Origin of the sequence: Paenibacillus sp. Y5S-9, from assembly GCF_036894235.1 — a bacterium.
In the GTDB taxonomy this organism is placed as follows: Bacteria; Bacillota; Bacilli; order Paenibacillales; family Paenibacillaceae; genus Paenibacillus.
In genome coordinates this window covers 4,912,245-4,933,908 of sequence record NZ_CP145887.1, presented here as the reverse complement: position 1 = coordinate 4,933,908, position 21,664 = coordinate 4,912,245, and the positions used below count along the sequence as shown (strand labels likewise).

The 21,664-nt window shown below is 47.5% G+C and carries 21 protein-coding genes and 1 other annotated feature; of the genes, 18 read left to right on the top strand and 3 right to left on the bottom strand.

The features are described 5' to 3' along the window. Positions 1–68 precede the first annotated feature (68 nt). Entirely contained in the window at positions 69–776 is a 708-nt protein-coding gene (locus V6669_RS21820; protein WP_036615169.1) for a metal-dependent hydrolase, read from the top strand. Between the two features lie 225 nt (positions 777–1,001). Here V6669_RS21820 and V6669_RS21815 read toward each other — a convergent pair whose 3' ends face one another. Both V6669_RS21815 and V6669_RS21810 read right to left on the bottom strand, forming a co-directional pair. Continuing rightward, positions 1,002–1,325 carry a hypothetical protein gene (locus V6669_RS21815; protein ID WP_074095924.1) on the bottom strand — a complete coding sequence of 108 codons (324 nt, stop codon included), beginning with the start codon at positions 1,323–1,325 and terminating at the stop codon, positions 1,002–1,004. 227 nt (positions 1,326–1,552) lie between these two features. Further along, on the bottom strand, positions 1,553–2,626 hold the full coding sequence (locus V6669_RS21810; protein WP_074095923.1) for a M42 family metallopeptidase: 1,074 nt from the start codon (positions 2,624–2,626) through the stop codon (positions 1,553–1,555). A gap of 699 nt (positions 2,627–3,325) precedes the next feature. Between V6669_RS21810 and spoVAC the strand changes: the two genes are divergently transcribed. The 17 genes from spoVAC to leuS all read left to right on the top strand — a co-directional run bounded on the left by spoVAC (position 3,326) and on the right by leuS (position 20,834). Continuing rightward, on the top strand, positions 3,326–3,778 hold the full coding sequence (spoVAC, locus tag V6669_RS21805; RefSeq protein ID WP_047844446.1) for a stage V sporulation protein AC: 453 nt from the start codon (positions 3,326–3,328) through the stop codon (positions 3,776–3,778). Continuing rightward, positions 3,775–4,791: a stage V sporulation protein AD gene (spoVAD, locus tag V6669_RS21800; protein WP_338588028.1), complete on the top strand. Its 1,017-nt coding sequence runs from the start codon at positions 3,775–3,777 to the stop codon at positions 4,789–4,791. The genes spoVAC and spoVAD overlap by 4 nt, the downstream gene beginning before the upstream one ends. A 5-nt stretch (positions 4,792–4,796) precedes the next feature. After that, positions 4,797–5,147 carry a stage V sporulation protein AE gene (spoVAE, locus tag V6669_RS21795; protein WP_062835568.1) on the top strand — a complete coding sequence of 117 codons (351 nt, stop codon included), beginning with the start codon at positions 4,797–4,799 and terminating at the stop codon, positions 5,145–5,147. Positions 5,148–5,355: 208 nt separating this feature from the next. Then, entirely contained in the window at positions 5,356–6,312 is a 957-nt protein-coding gene (locus tag V6669_RS21790) for a MoxR family ATPase (protein ID WP_338588027.1), read from the top strand. Between the two features lie 66 nt (positions 6,313–6,378). After that, a complete protein-coding gene (locus V6669_RS21785) occupies positions 6,379–7,563 on the top strand; it encodes a DUF58 domain-containing protein (protein ID WP_338595009.1) in 1,185 nt (394 codons plus the stop codon). Beyond that, a complete protein-coding gene (locus V6669_RS21780) occupies positions 7,560–9,773 on the top strand; it encodes a transglutaminase domain-containing protein (protein WP_338588026.1) in 2,214 nt (737 codons plus the stop codon). The genes V6669_RS21785 and V6669_RS21780 overlap by 4 nt, the downstream gene beginning before the upstream one ends. Positions 9,774–9,883: 110 nt before the next feature. Beyond that, positions 9,884–10,411: a YqeG family HAD IIIA-type phosphatase gene (locus V6669_RS21775; RefSeq protein ID WP_036615148.1), complete on the top strand. Its 528-nt coding sequence runs from the start codon at positions 9,884–9,886 to the stop codon at positions 10,409–10,411. Beyond that, complete coding sequence (yqeH, locus tag V6669_RS21770) at positions 10,408–11,535, top strand: ribosome biogenesis GTPase YqeH (RefSeq protein WP_017687184.1); 1,128 nt, start codon at positions 10,408–10,410, stop codon at positions 11,533–11,535. The genes V6669_RS21775 and yqeH overlap by 4 nt, the downstream gene beginning before the upstream one ends. Positions 11,536–11,579: 44 nt before the next feature. Next, positions 11,580–12,449 carry a shikimate dehydrogenase gene (gene aroE, locus V6669_RS21765; RefSeq protein WP_338588025.1) on the top strand — a complete coding sequence of 290 codons (870 nt, stop codon included), beginning with the start codon at positions 11,580–11,582 and terminating at the stop codon, positions 12,447–12,449. 269 nt (positions 12,450–12,718) lie between these two features. Continuing rightward, the gene (gene yhbY / locus V6669_RS21760) at positions 12,719–13,012 is read left to right on the top strand and encodes a ribosome assembly RNA-binding protein YhbY (protein WP_017687186.1); all 294 of its coding nucleotides are present in this window, start codon (positions 12,719–12,721) and stop codon (positions 13,010–13,012) included. A gap of 15 nt (positions 13,013–13,027) precedes the next feature. Then, complete coding sequence (locus V6669_RS21755) at positions 13,028–13,618, top strand: nicotinate-nucleotide adenylyltransferase (protein ID WP_074095918.1); 591 nt, start codon at positions 13,028–13,030, stop codon at positions 13,616–13,618. Further along, the gene (gene yqeK / locus V6669_RS21750; protein ID WP_338588024.1) at positions 13,602–14,168 is read left to right on the top strand and encodes a bis(5'-nucleosyl)-tetraphosphatase (symmetrical) YqeK; all 567 of its coding nucleotides are present in this window, start codon (positions 13,602–13,604) and stop codon (positions 14,166–14,168) included. Before V6669_RS21755 ends, yqeK begins: the two co-directional genes overlap by 17 nt. Before the next feature lie 200 nt (positions 14,169–14,368). Beyond that, positions 14,369–14,716 (top strand): ribosome silencing factor, encoded by a 348-nt coding sequence (rsfS, locus tag V6669_RS21745; RefSeq protein WP_036615136.1) that lies wholly within the window; start codon positions 14,369–14,371, stop codon positions 14,714–14,716. Next, on the top strand, positions 14,713–15,618 hold the full coding sequence (locus tag V6669_RS21740; RefSeq protein ID WP_338588023.1) for a S1-like domain-containing RNA-binding protein: 906 nt from the start codon (positions 14,713–14,715) through the stop codon (positions 15,616–15,618). Before rsfS ends, V6669_RS21740 begins: the two co-directional genes overlap by 4 nt. Positions 15,619–15,975: 357 nt before the next feature. Further along, positions 15,976–16,746, top strand: a complete 771-nt coding sequence (locus V6669_RS21735; protein WP_338588022.1) for a class I SAM-dependent methyltransferase — start codon at positions 15,976–15,978, stop codon at positions 16,744–16,746. 227 nt (positions 16,747–16,973) lie between these two features. Continuing rightward, positions 16,974–17,930, top strand: coding sequence for an aminoglycoside phosphotransferase family protein (locus V6669_RS21730; protein ID WP_338588021.1), 957 nt, complete (start codon positions 16,974–16,976; stop codon positions 17,928–17,930). A gap of 111 nt (positions 17,931–18,041) precedes the next feature. Continuing rightward, positions 18,042–18,311 (top strand) — a binding site (T-box leader). 78 nt (positions 18,312–18,389) lie between these two features. Next, entirely contained in the window at positions 18,390–20,834 is a 2,445-nt protein-coding gene (leuS, locus tag V6669_RS21725; protein WP_124115957.1) for a leucine--tRNA ligase, read from the top strand. Here the strand turns inward: leuS and comER are convergent. Next, positions 20,815–21,660 (bottom strand): late competence protein ComER, encoded by an 846-nt coding sequence (gene comER / locus V6669_RS21720; protein WP_036615122.1) that lies wholly within the window; start codon positions 21,658–21,660, stop codon positions 20,815–20,817. The genes leuS and comER overlap by 20 nt on opposite strands. Between the last annotated feature and the right edge of the window lie 4 nt (positions 21,661–21,664).

Below are 21,664 nucleotides of genomic sequence, written 5' to 3'. Positions count from 1 at the left end.
TTGTTTTCGTTGTAAAATCGGAACTGGGCCGTATGTTCCCGATTTCTTCGAAAGGACGTTTTTGCATCATGATGGGAAGATCCCACCTCATTATCGGGACAGGCGTATCGCTTTCTGTTCTGCAGTTGGCCGGTATGCCAGTTACTGCGCCGGCCGTTACGGTTGCTCTGATTGGTTCGTTATTGCCTGATATCGATGAGCCAAATTCGCTGCTGGTATCCAGAGCCTTGCCTAACAGTCTGATCAGGTTGTTACAGACGATTCTGTTGCCCACAGCTGTATTTGTGTACTTTTATGTTCATGCCAAACCATGGAACCTGTTGCTTGCAATCCTTATTGCGCTCGTGTCATTCCTGCCTTCGCGTTCGCTTCGCAAAGTGTTGATGTTTGCCATTGGACTCGGTCTGGTGTTCTACGGTCACGCATTTGCCCCGTGGAATCTGATTGCAGGTAGCCTGCTTATGCTGTGCACCACGCTAACTCATAGGGGATTGACGCATACCTTATATGGAACTGCGATATGGGCCGGCTTACTTTACAGCACGACCCAGCAGCAGGGACCGGAGATCTGGGTAGCGGGAGGCACGGCATATGCGATGCATCTGTTGGCCGATTCACTAACCAATCGGGGGATTCGTCCGTTACCACCGCTCAAGTGGCGCATACGGGTGAATCTGATGAGTACAGGGACCAAGCGTGGGGCCGTTGTAGAGAATGTCTGCATTGTGCTTACCCTTATTTTGGCCTGGATTGCATTCTCGCCATTATTTCTGTAATGACCAAATACCAGTCCTGTCTAAGGACTGGTATTTCTTATTTTGTTCTTTTACCTGTAAGCCATGAGAGGATTATGGGGGTCAACTCGTTGTTGGCGTGCTTGATAAACCGTCAAGATCAGAAGAGCCAAATGCAAATAAAACAACAAGAATAAGCACAATTAATAGCTCGGCAAATCCGATTCCGTCAAACTCGGACATGACATCCACCTCATTTCTTGACCATTAAGAATTGATTCTCTGTTGAAATGCCTGTATAACATCATTAAGCGTCATATCGCCGCCAGTTTCATCCAGGAATTGTACCAGTTTGTCTGAATTGGAGGGTGTGACCTTTTGAAGTGTTTTATATTGACCAACCAATTCTACAACCAATGTAGCCTCACGAAACAACGTGACAGCATCCACTCTCAACTTTCCGCTCACCAATAGCGCTGCTACAATCAGTTCGAGATTTTTCCCTTTAAGGCTTCCATTAAGGAGGGTATTAGCAGCGTTTGGTTTTTTGTTAGAACCTTTATTTGATTTTCCGTTCCTTCCCACTGCCATAACAGGTCCCCCACTGGTTGGTGTTTAATTCATCTTCCGTTATTGTATCTTATGTGTAATTCCCTATAATGTTCGGCCTATTAATCTACGTACGTTGAACGAAAAAATATTTTCACGTGCCACTCCGAATGACAGAATAGCCTTTCTCGTGTAAATGTGTCCAACGGATATAGTTGTGGATATAAAAAAGAGACCTCTCGAATAGTTAGGAGGTCTCTTATCAACTGTTACGCGTTATTAATAATGGTATTCATTGTTGTCCGATCCAGACCTTTGACCAGTTTCACGATCAGTTCTTTGGCCGCATCGTAGTCATCCGTATGAATGATGGAAGAAGAGGTGTGGATATAACGTGCGCAGATACCAATAACTGTTGATGGTACACCAATTCCACTCAGGTGTACTTGACCTGCATCGGTACCACCTGGTGAGATGAAATACTGCATTTTGATCTGATTGGATGAAGCCGTATCTTGAACATATTCCACCATTCCGCGATGGGTGAACATACCCGGGTCAAAAATACGAAGCAATGCGCCTTCTCCGATATGTCCAAATGACTGTTTGTCACCTGTCATATCATTCGCCGCGCTACAGTCAAGTGCAAAGAAAATATCAGGCTGAATCAGATTGGCCGCCGTACGTGCACCGCGAAGCCCCAGTTCTTCCTGAACCGTTGCACCAGCGTAAAGCGTGTTAGGCAGTTTTTCCTTGTGCAACGCTTCAACCAGTTCAAGTGCAAGTCCTACGCCGTAACGATTATCCCATGCTTTGGCCATGATTTTTTTCGGGTTCGCCATCGGCGTGAATTCACAGATTGGCACGATCTGCATCCCTGGATGAATGCCCCAGGATTCTGCTTCCGCACGGTTGTCTGCCCCAATATCGAGATACATGGAATTCAGATCAACAGGTTTGTTCCGCTGGGACTCGTCCAACAAGTGTGTAGGTGTAGAACCTACAACTCCGGTAATGCGACGATCCGGTGTGATGATTTCCAATCGCTGAGACAGTACAGCCTGACTCCACCATCCACCCAATGGACGGAATTTGACCATACCCGTTTCCGTAATGCCTGTAGTCATGAAACCAACTTCGTCAAAGTGTCCGGCTACCATAACTTTAGGACCGGATTCCTCCCCGCGTAATACACCAAATAGACTCCCCAGGCGATCCTGGACGAACTCATCGGTATAAGCGGAAAGCTTATCTTTCATCCAGCCGCGAAGCTCACGTTCAAAACCGGATGCGGAAGGGAATTCCGTCAACGTACGGAACATATCCATCGTTTTTTCATTCATGTGTCAACAACTCCTCTGTTGGTATGTATTTCAGGTCACAGTAGAACGGCTACCCGCCTGTTGTCCTTTTAAGATGTAGTTCAAAAAGTCTTTTATCTTTTTGAACATGCACTTTAATATGCTGAGGACTTGTTATTTAACCACTGGTCACATTACAGTATGAACCTTGCGCAAGTGATTGTCCATGTTTATGTCACGTATTTAAGGCATATTTTGGGCGCTTACCGTGTCCAAGTTTCATGACTCTATCCGCTGTAGTCGCAGTCCTGATGCCACTTCAATGAATATGAATATATGGAGGAGATGTCATCATTTTGTGAACTTCTTTATTTCAATATTTGTTTGTCTGTTTACAGGAAGGAGCTAAATATCCAATGAAGCCTCCAGAAGAGGGCACGGAAAAAGTACTGTTTATCGTTCTTTTTATCTTGCTCGTGATTGTTCTTCTTTATTTATAGACGTATCTAAAAGTCCTCAGATCCGGCGTATTCCCATCTTGCTTCCACAACATGATCTTGTTGGAAACATATGCTGTCTGTCGCCGGATACATAACCTTCCGATTATTAACAAACAATGAATATAGGATTACACACATTGGCATTCAGCCGTAGCTTTGAACCATTTTCACATAGAGGAGGTCTTGTATCTTGCCAGCTCAATCTGCATCCGGAAGCGAAAAAAAAACGTCGTCCCTGTCCATGGATGAAAAGGAGTACAAAAAAGTCGCAAAAAAACATGAGCCGCCTCGTCCAATCCTGAAAAATTGCCTTAAAGCATTTCTGGTTGGGGGTACCGTCTGTTTGATTGGACAGGCCATTCAAGAGGCTTTTATGGCCGGTTTCGACATGACATCGAAGGAAGCTTCCAGTCCTACGGTGGCGGTCATGATTCTCATATCAGTTATTCTAACGTGTCTCGGCGTTTACGATAAAATGGCTCAATGGGCAGGAGCGGGCACTGCTGTGCCGGTTACCGGCTTTGCCAATTCCATGTGTTCTGCTGCACTGGAACATCGTGCTGAAGGACTGGTGCTCGGTGTAGGGGCCAACATGTTTAAACTTGCTGGTTCCGTTATCGTGTTTGGTGTCGTGGCAGCATTTGTCGTAGGGATCGTTTACGCCTTTTTGGGATTTGGAGGTGGGCACCTGTGAAACGATTGGGTCGCCAGACATGGCAGTTTGAGAATCGTCCTCGGATCATCGGTAAAGCCGCAGTTGTAGGACCAGAAGAAGGCGAGGGTCCACTGTCATCTGATTTCGATTATGTCTATGACAACCTCGAGATCGGCGAGAAAACGTGGGAAAAGGGAGAACGCAAACTGCTCGAACAGGCATCTCAGCTGGCTTTGGTAAATGCAAATATCACCAAGGAAGAGCTTCAATTTTTTGTTGGTGGTGATCTGATGAATCAGATTATCAGCAGTTCCTTTTCAGCACGAAAACTGGGTGTGCCTTACCTGGGTGTCTTTGGAGCCTGCTCCACATCCATGGAAACATTAGCTTTGGCCTCGATGATTATTGACTCGGGAGCTGGAGATTATGTCCTTGCAGGAACGGTGAGCCACAACTGTACGGTGGAAAAACAATTTCGGTATCCGACGGAGTATGGCTCCCAAAAGCCGCCTTATGCTCAATATACCGTCACAGGAGCAGGGTGTGGTGTGGTCTCCCTTACTGGTGATGGTCCCGTTGTTACCAAAGCCACCATTGGACGCATTATGGATTTGGGCATCAAAGATCCCTTTAATATGGGTTCAGCCATGGCGCCAGCAGCAGCCGACACTATAATCTCTCATTTCAGGGATACGGGATTGGAACCCGGCTATTATGATCTCATTGTGACTGGGGATCTGGCTTCCGTCGGTCTGCCAATTACGAAAGAGCTTTTGCAAAAAGAAGGCATTCCCATGGAACAGACGGTTTTTAATGACTGCGGCCTGATGATCTATGATCGGGAGAAACAGCCTTATGTTGTTGCCGGAGGAAGTGGCTGCGGATGTTCTGCCACCGTCACCTATGGTCACATTTTGAACCGCATGCAAAAGGGTGATCTTAAACGGGTGCTCGTCGTTGCTACCGGGGCGCTGTTATCTCCGATTTCGTACCAGCAGGGTGAGAGCATTCCCTGTATTGCTCATGCGGTAGCCATAGAAAAGGAGGGATAAAGGTAATGCAATTCTTGTGGGCATTTATTGTTGGCGGTTTGATCTGTGTTGTCGGACAGCTTCTAATGGATGGTGTCAAACTGACACCGGCACATACGATGAGCACACTTGTTGTAGCAGGTGCGCTTGCGGATGCATTTGGCCTGTACGACCCCTTGGTTAAGTTTGCAGGTGCGGGTGCTTCAATCCCCATCACAAGTTTCGGTAACTCCTTGGTGCACGGGGCATTGACGGAGCTGGAAAAAGAGGGATGGCTGGGTGTGATTACGGGGATTTTTGATCTGACTGCGGCGGGAATTTCGTCAGCGATCATCTTTTCTTTTCTCGCGGCATTGGTGGTTAGGCCAAAAGGCTAACATAGAATGGGAAATCTACTTGAACATATTGCGATTCAGCAGAGGCTTCGGATAACTTCTATCCGGGCCTTTTTTGTCGTATTCATGCGAGAACTGCGGTGAATCTGACGGGCTGGAAACAAATTGTGAGTTCCTTCGAGTGTACTCGTGACTCTGGATCATGTACAATAAAAGGAAATCTGTATGCTTTTTTAGGAGGTTAGACCACATGCCTGTGCGCAAAGAGTCGATCCAAATCATATCCGCAGTTCGTTCAAATCTGGAATCCTGCATTATGGGGAAATCCTTTGAAATTCAACTTTTACTTACAGCTTTGCTTGCAGGCGGGCACGTTCTGATTGAAGACGTACCGGGAACCGGCAAAACGCAGTTAATCAAGGCATTATCGAAATCCATGCGTGGTGAGTACCGGCGTATTCAATGTAATCCTGATATTTTACCTAGTGATATTACAGGCGTATCTGTGTTCCATCCGAAGGATGAGCGTTTTTATTTCCGGCCAGGTCCTGTTATGACCAACATTTTGCTAGCTGATGAGATTAACCGGGCCACAACAAAAACCCAATCGGCTCTGCTCGAAGTTATGGAGGAGCGCAGCGTAACCGTTGATGGCGATACGTATGATCTGCCACATCCATTCATGCTCTGTGCAACTCAGAATCCGATTGATTTTGAAGGTACGTATACTTTGCCGGAAGCCCAACTCGACCGGTTTATGTTGAAAATAAGTCTAGGTTATCCCGATAAGGAAATTGAGAAAATCCTATTGAAACAGCATCAGATGGGTCAGCCTGTAGATCGTCTTGAATCCGTGACTCATATGGATCAGATCTCTGCAATTCAACAGGAGATTAAAGAGGTCTTTATCGGTGATCCGGTTATGGACTATTTGCTGGATGTTGTTCGTCAAACCCGCTCCCACCCATCTGTATTGTTGGGTGCCAGCCCACGGGCAGCCATATCTTTCATGATGGCCGTAAAAGCCTTTGCTTTCCTGCAGGAACGTGATTATGTGCTTCCGGATGATGTGAAAACGATGGCCCCTTATGTGATCTCTCATCGTATTGTGCTTCGTCCCGAATCGAGACTGGACAGTATGAGTTCCGAGGCCGTTTTGAATGCCGTACTCCAGCAAGTACGCGTGCCCGTCTCCATGGGGCAATAGTTCATGAAGCCGCTTTTGAGAACAGTTAATAGAGGGTTACGCCACCCACGCGTATGGAGCATCGCAATGGTGTGGATGTGCTGTCTGGCTTATGTTTTGTTTCAGGGCGGGAAGACATCCCTTATGTTACTGTCGATGGTGACCCTCCTCTGTGTGTACCTTGCCATTGCTGGATTTAGCGGGGTAAGACGCGCTCAAGGAAATCGTAGGTTATCTTCTGGTCCAGACCACGAAGAATTGCTGCATGCGGGTGACCAGGTTCAAGTACAGCTGAGTCTGACGATTCCGGGATTCCTCCCGCTTCCCTATGTTGTTGTACGTGAAATGCTGCATCGGCATAACGGAGAATCGTGGTCGTTCAAGGAAAGTTTGATTCCCAATATGCGAGGTAATGGGGAGCTGTCATTCCAGACGCCACCACTTGAGCGGGGGAAGTATGTTTTTTCAGAAACGGAATGTGCCAGCGAGGACATATTTGGACTGATCGAACATCGAGGAAAGTTTAAGGCCAAAGGTGAGTTTCGCGTCCTGCCAAGAACGGTATTTATTCCATATTGGCAGCTCTACGACCGCAAATCACGGTTATCCGGTCCTCAGACGGCGTTAACCCGTTCACGGAGGGAGACCACTCAGATCAATGGTGTACGTGACTACGTATACGGAGATCGACTTTCCCGCATTCACTGGAATGCAACGGCAAAGACAGGGAACTGGAAGTCCAAGGAGTTTGAACATGAGTCTGTGCCCAAAACCATTCTGGTTCTGGATGCGCTGGCATCAAGTTACGAACATGGGGATGCATTTGAAATTGCCGTTTCCACGGCTGCCTCTCTGTTGGAGTATGGTGTCAGGGAACGAATGGGGATGGGGTTGTTGACATTGTCAGACCAGACCTCCTTCATGGCCCCCAGTGAAAGTCTGATGGAACGACAGAAGATGATGCATCATCTGGTGGATATTCAATATAACGGCCAGGATACCCATCTGTTGCCCGGCGTGGAAAGAATTGCACGTCAACTGCCTCAGGGAGCTTACTTTGTTGTGATTTCTCCCCAGAAGGATGAAAAAATAATGGAACTGTTGCGCTGGGCCGATACGCGGGGCATGACTCCATGTCATATTCTGATCGATACCAGTGAATCCCGCCGGAGTGCCGAGTGGAATGCCATGTTGCGTGGAAGAGGCACGAGGTCATTCACTGTTTCTCACTTGCAGGAGCTTCCAACGGTGATGGGGGGAGGTTCTGCATGAGTACAAAAGGAAATGAAAGTGTTGCAGGCAAACGATCCTGGTATCATGCAGCGTCATTGCTCTGGATTTTCCTCATTGGAATGCAGTGGATTTCATTTACGCAGGAATCGTGGTACACGGAGACCACTTCTCTGGTGTTATGGACACTTGCAGCAGTCAGTGTGCTGGAGGTCATTCTGCCCTTCAAAACGATATATCGCGCGATGATCAAGGCGGTCGTTGTTGGTTACATTTTGCATAAAACGCTGATCGATTATACGGTGTACATCCCTTATGGCTCTTTAACAGACAGAGCGGAGCAATTTATATTGCATATGACGCCGTACATCTGGTTCTCTTTGTGTGCATGGGTAATGCTTGAAGCTGCGCTTCGACTCGTGACCACAACACGTCGCATTCTTGTTTTTCTGGGAGTCAACATCATTTCGATGGGGATTCTCGATTCTTTCACCCAGATTCCACTCTGGATTGAAATCGCCTGGGTGATGTTTGCGGGGATGGGATGGCTCGTATGCCAGCATTTCCGTAACTATCAGCTACAGTATCCACAAGGTTGGAAACGAATCATCCGTTATCCTTATAAAGTCCTGGCCAATATTGCCATTATCTTTTCTTTAATTATTGTAGCCAGCGTCAATATGCCGGAGATTCCACCCACCTTGACGGACCCATATACGGCGTGGCGTAACTATACCGGAACTTCCACAAGTCAGGCTGGTAACGGAAACCTTGATATTCCCGCGGCTACCGAATCGGGATACAGCAGGGAAGACAATCAGCTTGGTGGAGGATTCAACTTCGACTATACCCCTGTTATGTCTGTCACCACCAATGAGCGCAGTTACTGGCGTGGTGAGACACGTGCAGAGTATACAGGTACAGGCTGGGATGACCGTGGACGGGGTGCGACAGAGAATGTTGAAGCCGGACAGCCTCTCGAGAACCAAGAATCCGGTAATGTGAATACCAAACAAGTGACTCAGAACGTAACGATGCTGAATGATAATGTCTATCCGATTCTCTTTGGTGCTTATTCAATCTCGGAAGTTAGCTCGATTAATGGTGAAGACAGAACGGATCGGATGTTGTGGAATGCCGAACAGGCTGAACTGCATGTGGTGACAGACCGTCAGCAACCACAGTATCCCAAGACATATACTATCGTGTCGGAAGCCCCTGTGATTGTGGAAGATGAGCTTCGTACAAAGTCATTTGAAGATCTGTATAACAGTAATCCGGCAGATGATATGTACTTGCAGTTACCATCCCGTTTCCCTGACCGGGTGTCGAATCTGGCAGCCGAGATAACGGCATCTGCGAATACTCCGTATGAAAAAGTGGCATTACTGCAAAACTATTTACAAACTAATTTTGAATACACGAACAATCCGGATTTATCTCGAAAAGTAAGCGGCGACTTTGTGGAAGGTTTCCTGTTCGATATTATGGAAGGCTACTGTGATTACTTCTCGACTGCGCTGGTGATGATGGCGCGCTCGGAGGGCATTCCTGCAAGGTGGGTTAAAGGTTATGCGCCTGGACAACTGTCCCTGAATTCGGACATGCAGGCTCCACGTCAACCTGGCGCGGAGATTGAGACGACCTACACCGTTACCAATGCAGATGCACACTCCTGGGCAGAGGTTTACTTTGGTGAGTATGGATGGATTCCTGTTGAAGCAACGCCGGGCTTTGATATGCCGCTGCTGACGGAACAGCCTGATGTACAGCCTGTAGATGAGCCAGAAGAAGAGCCAGAAGAGGAGCCGGTACAAGAGGAAGAGCAGACCCCTGCACCTGAGCAGACATCGTCTGCCATCCCGACTATTGTTATCTGGGCTGCTGGAGCCATTATTGTATTGTGGGTAGCCTATATGTTCTGGCGTAATCGTTTCTCCATGCGATTCTTCCTGCTTCGTCTACGGACAGGTGGACCGCTCACCCCTGAACAGAAGGTAGTGGCAGAGACCGAACGTTGGATTCAGTATGTGAAACGCAAAGGGTTGACCCGGAGCGGAGACGAGACACTTCGTGAATCGGTAGCCCGCTGGAGCCAGGCAAAACCTGCTGCAGAAGCTACATTGCATGAGCTTCTCACGAAATTTGAACAGACTCGTTACAGTCCGGCGTCCGTAAAAGCCGACGACTGGAAGGCCGTCTATCAGACTGCCTTGAAGCTGCGGAAGGAACTGAAAGCGGAACGGGCATAGTTGTTGCCCGTCCCGTTTTTCCTTTTTTCCTATGCCATCAGGCGCTGTATGCATTTTCAGGAAAGACGGATTTGTGATATAGTGTGTCGTATGAAACTGAGGTGACTTCTTTGTTTAAAATGTTAATGCCCAAGCTGCGTGTAGACACGGTTTTTGACATTAATCTGGAAGAGCTGTACGCTCAAGGCTACCGTGGAATTATAACTGATCTGGATAACACACTCGTTGGAGCCAAAGCCCCTGACGCTACGCCCGAACTGATTGAATGGTTTGCACGTGTGAAAGAGGCAGGTTTCAAGCTGATGATTGTGTCCAATAACAATTTGAATCGTGTATCCCTGTTTGCGACCCCGCTGGATATCCAGTTTGTGCATAGTGCACGCAAACCATCGAATGTACCGTTTCGTAGAGCAATGAAAATGATGGAGTTATCTCCTGAAAACACGATTGTAGTAGGCGATCAGATGCTTACGGACGTTTATGGAGGGAACCGAATGGGGTTATATACCGTTCTGGTACTGCCAATCTCCATTGGGGACGAAGGATTTATGACCCGCTTCAATCGACGCGTGGAACGGATTGCTCTAACGAGTTTACGCAGGAAAGGCTTATGGCTTGAGGAGGAAAAGAAGAAATGACAGAACCGCATAACGGCAATCTTGCCGTAAGGTGCAGCGGATGCGGCGTGCATCTGCAAACAGAAAATTCGGAATTACCAGGGTTTATCCCCGAGAAGGCATTGGATCGTGAACCGGTTATATGCCAGCGCTGTTTCCGCATCAAAAACTACAATGAGTCATCATCCGTTACGGTGGATCAGGACGAATTCCTGGCGCTGCTTAGCAAAATCGGGGATAAGGATGCACTTGTCATCCATATCGTTGATTTGTTTGACTTTGATGGCAGTATTATCTCCGGTCTGCAACGTTTTGTAGGCAACAATCCGGTATTGCTTGCTGTGAACAAAACGGACTTGCTTCCGAAAGTTACCAACTGGAACAAGGTTCGCAACTGGGTTCAGAAGCAAGCCAAAGAACAGGGTTTGCGTACCGTGGATGTAGTCTTGTGCAGTGCAAAGCAAAATCAGGGCTTCGACCGACTGCTTGAGCTTGTAGGAACGTATCGCGAAGATCGTGACGTGTACGTGGTTGGTGGTACCAATGTGGGTAAATCCACACTGATTAACCGTCTGATCCGTGATTACAGCGATCTGGAGCAGGAACTGACCACATCCCGTTATCCGGGAACAACGTTGGATATGGTGAACATTCCGTTGGATGATGGAAAATATATTATTGATACGCCTGGAATCGTGTATCCATGGCGTTTCAGCGAGATTGTTTCACGTAAGGATCTCGCTGCCATCATGCCGGAAAAACCGCTTAAACCGGCTGTGTATCAGCTGAATTCCGGTCAGACGCTGTTCTTCGGCGGCATGGCTCGATTTGACTTTGTGGAAGGTGATCGCCAGTCGTTCACTTGTTTTATTAGCACTGCGCTTGATATTCACCGGACGAAGCTGGAGCGTGCAGATGATCTGTACCGCGACCATCTGGGAGAATTGTTGTCTCCGCCAACCCGTGAGGATGCAGCAGAGATGGCTGAATGGACCAGACATGAATTCCGCATCAAACGCGGCAGTCAATCGGATGTATTCATCTCGGGTCTGGGCTGGATTAAGGTTAATGGCGATATTGGAGCGCTTGTTGCTGTTCATGCTCCAAAAGGCATTCGTGTACAGATCCGCCCATCCTTGATCTAGTAAATTCTCAGAATCTGTACATCAGATGGATCGGAGGCGGACCTATGTCTGAGCAGAAAAAATTCAACTCTTCACTTCCCGTGCTGCTTGGTGTTATGGGTGATCCGATTGCTCACTCCAAGTCTCCGGCAATGCACAATGCGGCTCTCCAGGCTGCAGAAGTGAATGGAATGTATATGCCACTGCATGTTCATCCGGATCAACTGGAAGCAGCAGTTCGGGGAATTGTGGCACTGGGCTATCGTGGAGTCAATGTCACCATCCCGCACAAAGAGCAGGTAATGCAGTATCTGGATGTGATCGATGAAAGTGCTCGCCTGATTGGTGCGGTGAATACCATCGTTAATGAAGGTGGAACACTGACAGGGTACAATACAGATGGTATTGGCTATGTCCGATCGCTGAAGGAAGAGGCTGTGCCTGAGCTTGCTGGTAAACGTATTGCTGTACTCGGAGCAGGAGGAGCAGCAAGAGGTGTCATATATGCACTTGCACTGGAGAAGCCTGAGCGGATCCATATCCTAAACCGTACAGCGGACAGGGCTATTGCACTTGCTTCGGATTTGCGGGGGCATGGCTTGGGAGAAATCTCGGGCAGTGGCATGGAAGACGTTGCGACGGTACTGGCTACGGCTGATATCGTGATTAACACAACCGCTGCAGGAATGCACCCGTATGTTGATGACGTACCGGTTGATCCCACACTGATCCGTGAAGGAGCAGCGGTGAGTGATCTGATCTACAATCCGCTGGAGACCCGTCTGCTTCAAGAGTCGCGGATGCGCGGATGCACGGTGCACGGTGGTCTGGGTATGTTTGTATACCAGGGCGCAGTGGCCTTTGAATATTGGCTTGGCATCCCGGCTCCTGTGGAAACGATGAGACGTGCTGTACTAAACAGTTTTGAAGTGTGAAAATGATATTAAGAGTACATGCAGACGACGAGTGCAGAACCAATCTGAAGAAACGAAGTGGTCGCATTTATCACCGGATTTTCCCTTTGTGAAAAGGGATCAGAAAAATCTGGGGATAACAGCGATCGGAAGATGGTACTGCAATCGGAGTCACCTTGTGTACTCAGTGATCATTTTCACCATTGAAAAATAATAATTGAATGGTCAGGTCCGGACAGTTTTTGCGCTGTCGATCAGGGCCTGCTCAACATAAGGAGTATGGAGTATTCATGTTAAACGGTAAACAAAAGCGCTTTTTGCGGTCACAGGCACATCACCTGACCCCTGTATTTCAGATTGGTAAAGGTGGAACCAACGAGCACCTGTTCCGTCACATCGAAGATGCGATTGAGAAGCGCGAATTGATGAAAGTGCAAGTGTTGAACAACAATGACGAGGACAGAAAAGAGATGGCAGAAGAAGTTGCCCGTGAAACGGGAAGTGAACTTGTACAACTCATCGGTAACACAATCATCCTGTACAAAGAATCGCGCGATAACAAACAAATCGAATTACCTAGATAAGGGAGCGTGACGCAGGTGAAGATCGGCATCATGGGTGGTACGTTTGATCCGATCCACATGGGACATCTCCTGGCAGCTGAAGCGGCAAGGGATTCACATGCACTGGATGAAATCTGGTTCATGCCTTCCCATGTTCCACCTCACAAACGCGGAGCCGGAGCTTCGGGACAGCAACGTCTCGACATGACGGAAGCGGCTGTGAAGGGTGTGCAGCAATATGAGGTGCTGGGTATCGAGATGGAATTGGGTGGAGTGTCTTATACCATTGATACGATGAAGGAACTGTGGCGTCGCCATCCTGAACATGAATTTTATTTCATTATCGGGGCGGATATGGTGAACTATCTTCCCAAATGGGAGCAGATTGAAGAACTTGCCGAACGCTTAACCTTTATCGGAGTTGGTCGGCCGGGATTCCAGTTACATCTGGATGATTTACCAGACGAGTTACAGGATCGGGTCTTGCTGGCCGAGATGCCCTTGGTCGATATTTCATCGACAGCCGTACGCAGACGTCTGGCCAAAGGACATTCGGTACGCTTCATGATTCCTGATGAGGTGCACCAATACATTGTAAGGAGCGGTTTATATGGCACTAAGCCGTGAGGAACTGATTCAAGCCGTATCCGGACAAATGCCGGAAAAACGCTGGAAGCATACACTGGGTGTAATGGAATCGGCAGTAATGTTGGCTGAAAAATACGGGGCTGATCCTGTAAAAGCGGATCTGGCAGCGATATTGCATGATGTGGCGAAGTACTGGCCCGTAGCGGAGATGGAAGCGGTCATCCGTGATAACGGATTAAACCAGGAACTTCTGCAGCATGACAAGCAGCTCTGGCATTCCGAAGTCGGTGCTTTTGTAGCCAAGCGTGATTACGGTGTGGAAGATTCCGAAGTTATTAATGCCATCCGGTGGCATACCTCGGGTCGGGTAGGCATGAGCTTACTGGACAAAGTGGTATGTCTTGCCGATTACATTGAACCGGGACGGGATTTCCCGGGAGTGGAACACATTCGCGAACAGGCTGAACGTAGTCTGGAGGAAGGTTTAATTGCCGGATTCGATTCGACGATCAGCTTGCTGATCTCGCAGCGACGTGTCATTTATCCTTTGACTATGCTGTCGCGGAATGACTTAATTGCACAATTATAGAGGTTGTTCAAAAAGTCCACTTTTGATTACGAAGGATGCCTAGCGGCATCATCAGCATCGAAGATGAAATTCAGCTGAAATGTCCGTTGCTCACGTAGTTTGCCTACGCTCCGCTACTCCATTTCTAGCTTTATTCCATCTTCTCGGTACTGAAAACTGATCTTTTTGAACACACAATTATAGATTATGGAGGTTGGTTCATGACAGTATCATCGAAAGAACTTATGAATATGGCGGTTGCTGCCGCTGACGACAAAAAGGCATCCAACATTGTAGCGTTGGATCTGATTAATGTTTCCCTGGTGGCAGATTATTTTGTTATTTGTCACGGGAATTCCGATACACAGGTACAAGCCATTGCCACTGAAATTCGCAAACAGGCTCATGCAGCCGGAGCGACGATTAAAGGTATCGAAGGTATGGATTCCGCACGTTGGGTATTGATGGACATGGGCGATGTTGTTGTTCATATCTTCCACCGTGACGAGCGTGAATACTACAACATTGAACGACTATGGTCTGATGCCAAAGTGGTGGAAACTGTATGAGTTTGATTGCTGGAACAGTCGTCTCTCTGCCGGTTTCACGTGAAGTGTCTCCGTTTGGCTTCTTTTTGACGACAGGATCGGAAGATGTACTGCTTCACTACACTGAGTTAACACGGGATATTAAAATTGGTGAGACGCTTGAGGTATTTGTATTCTTTGATACCGAAGATCGTCTTGCCGTAACGATGAAAAAGCCTTATCTCATGCTTGGCGAAATGGCACGACTGGTTGTGGCTGATGTTCACCCACGACTGGGCTGTTTCCTGGAAATGGGACTTGGACGGCAATTGCTGCTTCCTATTCGTGAATTGCCTGAACTGGAAGAACTTCGTCCTCAAGTGGGGGATGAAGTCTTTGTAATCATGGAACATGACAAGCAGGGACGTCTGCGTGCCAAATTGGCCGGGGAACGTGAGCTTTCACCGTTGGCTTTCCATGCTCCAACTTCATGGTTAAACGAGTGGGTTGAAGCGACGGTATACAAGCCACTGCAGATGGGTACTTTTGTACTTGTAGAGGGCGGTGTGCTGGGCTTTGGCGCGATTGGTATGATTCATTCATCCGAACGTAGTCATATGTTGCGTCTTGGTGAGAAAGTTAAATGTCGGGTTACACTGGTACGTGAAGACGGACGTGTGAATCTGGCCATGACTCAACTCAAACAAGTTGGACGTAACGAAGATGCAGACAAGCTGCTCGCCTTTATGAAAGAGCGTCCTATGGGCGGCATGCCTTACTCGGATGCAACTCCGCCGGATATCATCAAGCAGCGCTTTGGCATCAGTAAGTCCGCTTTCAAGCGTGCCCTGGGCAAATTGATGAAGGACGGATTGGTGGTCCAAAAGGAAAGCTGGACGTATCTGTCCGAATCTGCTCCTGCGGATCAGAATGAAAATAAGTAATTTTCTTGATTGAATATTTCGTAATATGAAACTCGGAGAAGGCAGGGCTAGGCTGGGTAAATACCGGATACCCCTGTCTTTGCTTTTGTTATATAAATTGAACTAAACATTTACACGAAACGGAGAGGACAGAAAGAACCTGAAGAAGTGTAGCTACAAGCTTTCTATGGAAAGCTACTTCGTAAGCATAAACCTGCCTTTATCCCCGGATTTAATCCTTTATAAAAGGAATCAAAAAAATCTGGGGATAACAGCGATCGGAAGGTTGTTCTGTCATTGGAGTGTCCAGTGTAAATATTCTTTAGTTCAATTTATATAGATCAATTCGAAAATGAAATTGAAAGTGCGGTGCCTGACATGTCTTACCGGAAATTTGCCTATGTGTATGATGAATTAATGGAAGATATGCCTTATCCGGACTGGATAAGGTTTGCAAGAACAGCATGGGAAAAGCATGGAATGCCCAAAAGTGTAGCCGAACTTGGCTGTGGAACGGGCTCCATTACGATCCCGCTCGTGAACTCCGGTTTCGAAGTTACAGGCATTGACCTCTCAGCAGATATGCTGTCGGTTGCACGCAGCAAGATGGAGGCTACGCCTCAGGGCCATCGCTTGTATCGGGAAGGCAGCGTACGTTGGGTGCAGCAGGATATGCGAGACTGGCGAGTTCCGGAACCTGTGGATTCGGTGATATCTTTCTGTGATTGTGTCAATTATTTGCTTGAACAAGAAGATGTCGTTCGTACTTTCCAGCGGACATACGAAATGCTGAAGCCTGGTGGAACGTTCCTGTTTGATGTGCATCATCCTAATACCCTTATTCGTTATGATGAAGAGCAGCCTTTTGTACTGGATGAGCGCTCCGTGTCGTATATTTGGACTTGTGATCTGGATCAGGATCGCTGTGAGATTGAGCATCATCTCAGTATTTTTTCGCGTGTGGATAATGGTAACAAGGATATGTACCAGCGCTTTGAAGAAGTTCATGTCCAGCGTGCATATAATCCGGACTGGATGAAGCTGGAGTTGTCCAAAGCAGGCTTTAGAGACGTGAAGGTATATGCGGATTTTGAATGGAAAGAGGCCGAAGACAGCGCACAGCGCTTGTTCTACGTGGCTGTGAAGTAAGAGCGAATAATGAGAACTGTCCTTATGTATGTTGCATAAGGGCAGTTTTTTTTGTTTGATTTTCCATGGAGAATGAATAGCAATATTCTTAAATAGGGTAAAGGAATGCAAGAAAAGATATATCGACGTGACAAAAAGTATTGCCAGTTAAAGTAAAGGAGGCGATAATAGTCGGATAGAAAGCGTTTTCTGAGAAAACAAATCAAATGTCAATGTGAGGTGTAGAAGTGGAAAGTACATATAAAACAAGACTTTCGTCAGAACAGTTGAATGCCATAATAAAGCAGCATTTCTCTGCAAGTATACAGGACTACAAGGAAATGGTGGATGGCTGGGCCAATCATGCATATCTCATTACACTCAGTGACGCACAGCGAGTGGTACTCAAAATTGCTCCTTCAGCTTCGACAAATCTGATGCGCTGTGAGCAGGATCTCATGATTGCCGAAGTTGAGGCCCTGCGCCTTATTACGGAGCTACAGGATGTTCCCGTACCCCAAGTGTTGGCTTATGATGATTCGTTAACTATGGCTTCAGCCCGTTATTTTATCATGGAATACATGTCTGGAACACCCTATAATCAGGTTAAGGATCAATATTCTGCAGAAGAGCAGGAAGCCATTGAACACCAGCTGGGTCGGTACAATCGTCGAATTAATGAAATCAAGGGTGAGAAGTTTGGATATTTCTCGGAGCAAAAACAGCGTTATTCCACATGGAAAGAAGCATTTATGAATTTGATGGATGACATTCTTACCGATGGTGAAGAAGCCGGAATTACATTTTCGATCGATTACCCTGAATTGAGACGTTTGATTGAAGAAAAATCCAATGTACTGGACGATGTCAAAGAACCTGTGCTTGTGAGTTGGGATCTGTGGGATGGCAATGTTCTAGTAGACAAAGGTCGCATTACAGCGATTATTGATTTTGAACGTTCACTGTGGGCAGATCCTCTGATGGAGCATTATTTCAGTCATTTTAACTATACTCCCGGTTTTGTGAAAGGGTATGGGCATGCGATTACAACTGAAAGTGAGCTGAGAAGAAGAAGTTTATACGACTTGTATTTTGATCTGGTATTACGCATTGAATGCGCTTATCGCCAATATGATAATCAGGAACATGTGAATTGGACCATTCATAATCTGGAGGAAGGCATTGAGCGTTTTCGCTTATCCTGAACAGCAACCAGTGTTATGAACGATACGAAACGTAGACTTCAAGATAGCGATTATAACGTGTAATATTGACTTTGGGCTTGCTTTTTTATATAATGGTCCCGATATTGTATACATATTTCGATGATAAGGATCAGTAGTAATTCCTGTACATAACAGAGAGCCGGCGGTTGGTGCAAGCCGGTTGACAGTGATTTGCGAACTCGCCTTGGAGAAATGCGGTGATTACACCATTCTGTTTAACCTGCTTGTATAAAGCTTGGGTTCAGGAATGGAAATCCGCATCGGTTAACCGCCGTTACAGGTCCAAAGGGAGTGGATGACGAAGCACGTTCGTCCGCTAACTAGGGTGGTACCACGGGAATTCAACCTCTCGTCCCTAGCGCTGCAAACGCTACGGGATGCTGAGGTTTTTTTGTTGCAATTAAAGCTAAAGCGAATAACCTGAAGGAGGAACAATAGATGAGTGAGAATAACCAGCCGAAACACGGCTATCAGCCACAAGTCATGGAAAAAAGTTGGCAGCAATACTGGGATGCAAATAAAACGTTTAAAACGGGTGAGGACCCTGCTAAACCGAAATTTTATGCACTGGATATGTTCCCTTATCCATCCGGTTCAGGTCTGCACGTAGGCCACCCGGAAGGATATACGGCAACGGATATCGTTTCCCGTTACAAACGTATGCGCGGTTACAACGTATTGCACCCAATGGGTTGGGACGCTTTCGGTCTGCCTGCTGAGCAGCATGCACTGGATACAGGTGAACATCCACGAGATATTACATTCCGTAATATTGACAATTTCCGTCGCCAGATCAAATCGCTCGGTTTCTCTTATGACTGGGATCGTGAGATCAGCACAACGGACCCTGAATACTATAAATGGACACAATGGATCTTTATCCAGCTGTACAATAAGGGCCTGGCTTATGTGGATGAAGTTGCAGTTAACTGGTGTGAAGCCCTTGGAACGGTACTTGCTAATGAAGAGGTTATTGATGGCAAGAGTGAACGTGGTGGACATCCGGTTGTACGCAAACCAATGCGTCAATGGGTTCTGAGAATTACCGAGTATGCAGAGCGTCTGTTGGAAGACCTGGAAGAGCTGGATTGGTCTGAAAGCATCAAAGATATGCAGCGCAACTGGATCGGTAAATCGACAGGTGCAGAAGTTGTATTTGCCATTGAAGGTCGCGAGGAAGTTATTAAGGTGTTTACTACCCGTGCGGACACATTGTTCGGTGCGAGCTTTGCAGTACTTGCTCCGGAACATGAATTGGTAGAAGCAATTACAACCGATGACCAACGTGAAGCGATTCAGGCTTATCAGGAGCAGGCTTCTCGTAAAAGTGATCTGGAACGTACGGATTTGGCCAAAGACAAAACAGGTGTATTCACTGGCGCTTATGCAATCAACCCTGTTAATGGTGCAAAACTGCCGATCTGGATAGCTGATTACGTTCTTGCAGGCTACGGTACAGGTGCGGTTATGGCTGTTCCGGGTCATGATGCACGTGACTGGGAATTTGCGAAGCAGTTCGGTCTGGATATCATCGAGGTTATTCAAGGTGGAGACGTTACACAAGAGGCTTATTCCGGTGATGGCGCGCATGTGAATTCCGATTTCTTGAACGGACTGAATAATGAAGAAGCGGTTGCCAAGATGATTGCTTGGCTGGAAGAGAACGGTAAAGGGCAAGGGAAAGTAACCTATCGTCTGCGTGATTGGCTGTTCAGCCGTCAGCGCTACTGGGGTGAGCCAATCCCGATTCTGCATCTGGAAGACGGAACGATGAAGACGGTACCTGAGGATCAACTTCCACTGCTGCTGCCTGATATCGACCAGATCAAACCTTCGGGTACTGGAGAATCACCACTGGCGAATGTTACGGAGTGGGTGAATACGGTAGATCCGGAAACGGGAATGAAGGCACGTCGTGAGACCAACACCATGCCACAATGGGCGGGTAGCTGCTGGTATTACCTGCGCTTTATCGATCCGCACAATGACAAGGAACTGATCTCCAAGGAGAAACAGCAGCAGTGGCTGCCAGTTGATCTGTACATTGGCGGAGCAGAGCACGCGGTGCTTCACTTGCTGTACGCTCGTTTCTGGCACAAAGTGCTGTATGATCTGGGTGTTGTGGAGACCAAAGAACCTTTCCATAAACTCGTTAACCAAGGTATGATCCTGGGTACCAATAATGAGAAAATGAGTAAATCTCGTGGTAATGTCATTAACCCGGATGAAATCGTCAATGAATTCGGTGCAGATACATTGCGTCTGTACGAGATGTTCATGGGACCATTGGAAGCGACAAAACCGTGGAATGCAAACGGGGTTGAAGGCATGCACCGCTTCCTGTCACGTGTATGGCGTCTCTTCATTAACGAAGACACAGGAGCCATCAATGACAAGATTACGGTGGACGGTGGAACGGATGAGTTCAAGCGGACTGCTCACAAAACGATCAAAAAAGTTACGGAAGATCTGGAACACCTGCGCTTCAATACATCCATCAGCCAGCTGATGATTTTCATCAACGATGCATACAAAGCAGATACACTGCCTCGCGAAGCGATGGAAAACTTTGTGCAACTGTTGTCACCACTGGCACCGCATATGGCAGAGGAACTTTGGAGCCGTCTGGGTCATGAAGGTGGAATCTCTTACGTGGCTTGGCCTGAATATGATGAGTCCATGACAGTGGATGCGGAAGTAGAAATCGTTGTTCAGGTAAATGGTAAAATTGTAACTCGTGCTACGATTGCGAAGGATCTGGATGCACAGGGTATGCAGGACTTTACGATGGAGTTGGCACCTGTTAAGCAGGCGCTGGAAGGCAAGACCATTCGTAAGGTCATTGCCGTTCCAGGCAAACTCGTTAATATTGTTGCCGGTTAATCTCACCGGCTCGAAATAGTTCATCCAGCTTTAACAAATCTTCATCATATTTGTCATGTGTCGTGTGGATCAGGCTGTCGAAAACACCGTCGAGACTTACCTTCAGCAGTGCAAGTGCCTGAGCGGTAATACCGCCAGGTACAGCGACACGAGCCTGAAGCTCTTGCGGCGTGTATCCTCCTTCGGTGAGCAGCTTGCCTGTTCCCAGGAGCATTTCGCCAGCCAGAGCGCAGGCATCTGCCCTTTTGATGCCTGTCAGCTTCACCGCACTTTCGATCCACTGTTCCAAAAAGAACGATATGAATGCAGGTCCGCAGCTGGAGAAGTCGGATGTGATTCGTGTACAGGCTTCATCCACTTGGTACGGCCTACCGATATGACTGAGCAGACTTTCCAACACAGCGCGGTCTTCACTGGTCATTCGTTCGCCATGTATGCAGAGGGATGCTCCACTGCCGACTTGGTGTGTGACGCTGGGAATTACCTTGGAGACTTTGCAAGGAAGTGAAGATTCCAGATGTCGCAGCTGCACGGGACTGGTGATCGAGACAATTATATGATTGGGATTCACGACAGGCAGGATGTCGTCAATGACATGTTTGAATTCAAGCGGCTTCACGCACAGGAAGATGATATTACTTCGGATCACCGTTTCCCGATTGCTCTGGGATTCATGCAGACCGGGGTAACGGAGGGATAACTGACGTACTTTGGACGGGGTTCGATTGCTGGCCGCGATCTGCCGGGGCTCCAGTGCACCCGATTGGATCAGGGCATAGATTAGCAGGCTGCCCATGCTGCCGGTTCCGATAAATCCAACCTTCATTGTT

Excerpts from the sequence above, each read along its gene's own strand:
- V6669_RS21735 (WP_338588022.1), top strand. The coding sequence starts at position 15,976 with ATGTCTTACCGGAAATTTGCCTATGTGTATGATGAATTAATGGAAGAT.
- spoVAC (WP_047844446.1), top strand. The coding sequence starts at position 3,326 with ATGGATGAAAAGGAGTACAAAAAAGTCGCAAAAAAACATGAGCCGCCT.
- V6669_RS21815 (WP_074095924.1), bottom strand. The coding sequence starts at position 1,325 with ATGGCAGTGGGAAGGAACGGAAAATCAAATAAAGGTTCTAACAAAAAA.
- V6669_RS21820 (WP_036615169.1), top strand. The coding sequence starts at position 69 with ATGATGGGAAGATCCCACCTCATTATCGGGACAGGCGTATCGCTTTCT.
- V6669_RS21810 (WP_074095923.1), bottom strand. The coding sequence starts at position 2,626 with ATGAATGAAAAAACGATGGATATGTTCCGTACGTTGACGGAATTCCCT.
- aroE (WP_338588025.1), top strand. The coding sequence starts at position 11,580 with ATGTCTGAGCAGAAAAAATTCAACTCTTCACTTCCCGTGCTGCTTGGT.
- yqeH (WP_017687184.1), top strand. The coding sequence starts at position 10,408 with ATGACAGAACCGCATAACGGCAATCTTGCCGTAAGGTGCAGCGGATGC.
- V6669_RS21790 (WP_338588027.1), top strand. The coding sequence starts at position 5,356 with ATGCCTGTGCGCAAAGAGTCGATCCAAATCATATCCGCAGTTCGTTCA.
- spoVAE (WP_062835568.1), top strand. The coding sequence starts at position 4,797 with ATGCAATTCTTGTGGGCATTTATTGTTGGCGGTTTGATCTGTGTTGTC.
- leuS (WP_124115957.1), top strand. The coding sequence starts at position 18,390 with ATGAGTGAGAATAACCAGCCGAAACACGGCTATCAGCCACAAGTCATG.
- yqeK (WP_338588024.1), top strand. The coding sequence starts at position 13,602 with ATGGCACTAAGCCGTGAGGAACTGATTCAAGCCGTATCCGGACAAATG.
- V6669_RS21740 (WP_338588023.1), top strand. The coding sequence starts at position 14,713 with ATGAGTTTGATTGCTGGAACAGTCGTCTCTCTGCCGGTTTCACGTGAA.
- V6669_RS21780 (WP_338588026.1), top strand. The coding sequence starts at position 7,560 with ATGAGTACAAAAGGAAATGAAAGTGTTGCAGGCAAACGATCCTGGTAT.
- yhbY (WP_017687186.1), top strand. The coding sequence starts at position 12,719 with ATGTTAAACGGTAAACAAAAGCGCTTTTTGCGGTCACAGGCACATCAC.
- rsfS (WP_036615136.1), top strand. The coding sequence starts at position 14,369 with ATGACAGTATCATCGAAAGAACTTATGAATATGGCGGTTGCTGCCGCT.
- comER (WP_036615122.1), bottom strand. The coding sequence starts at position 21,660 with ATGAAGGTTGGATTTATCGGAACCGGCAGCATGGGCAGCCTGCTAATC.
- V6669_RS21785 (WP_338595009.1), top strand. The coding sequence starts at position 6,379 with ATGGTGTGGATGTGCTGTCTGGCTTATGTTTTGTTTCAGGGCGGGAAG.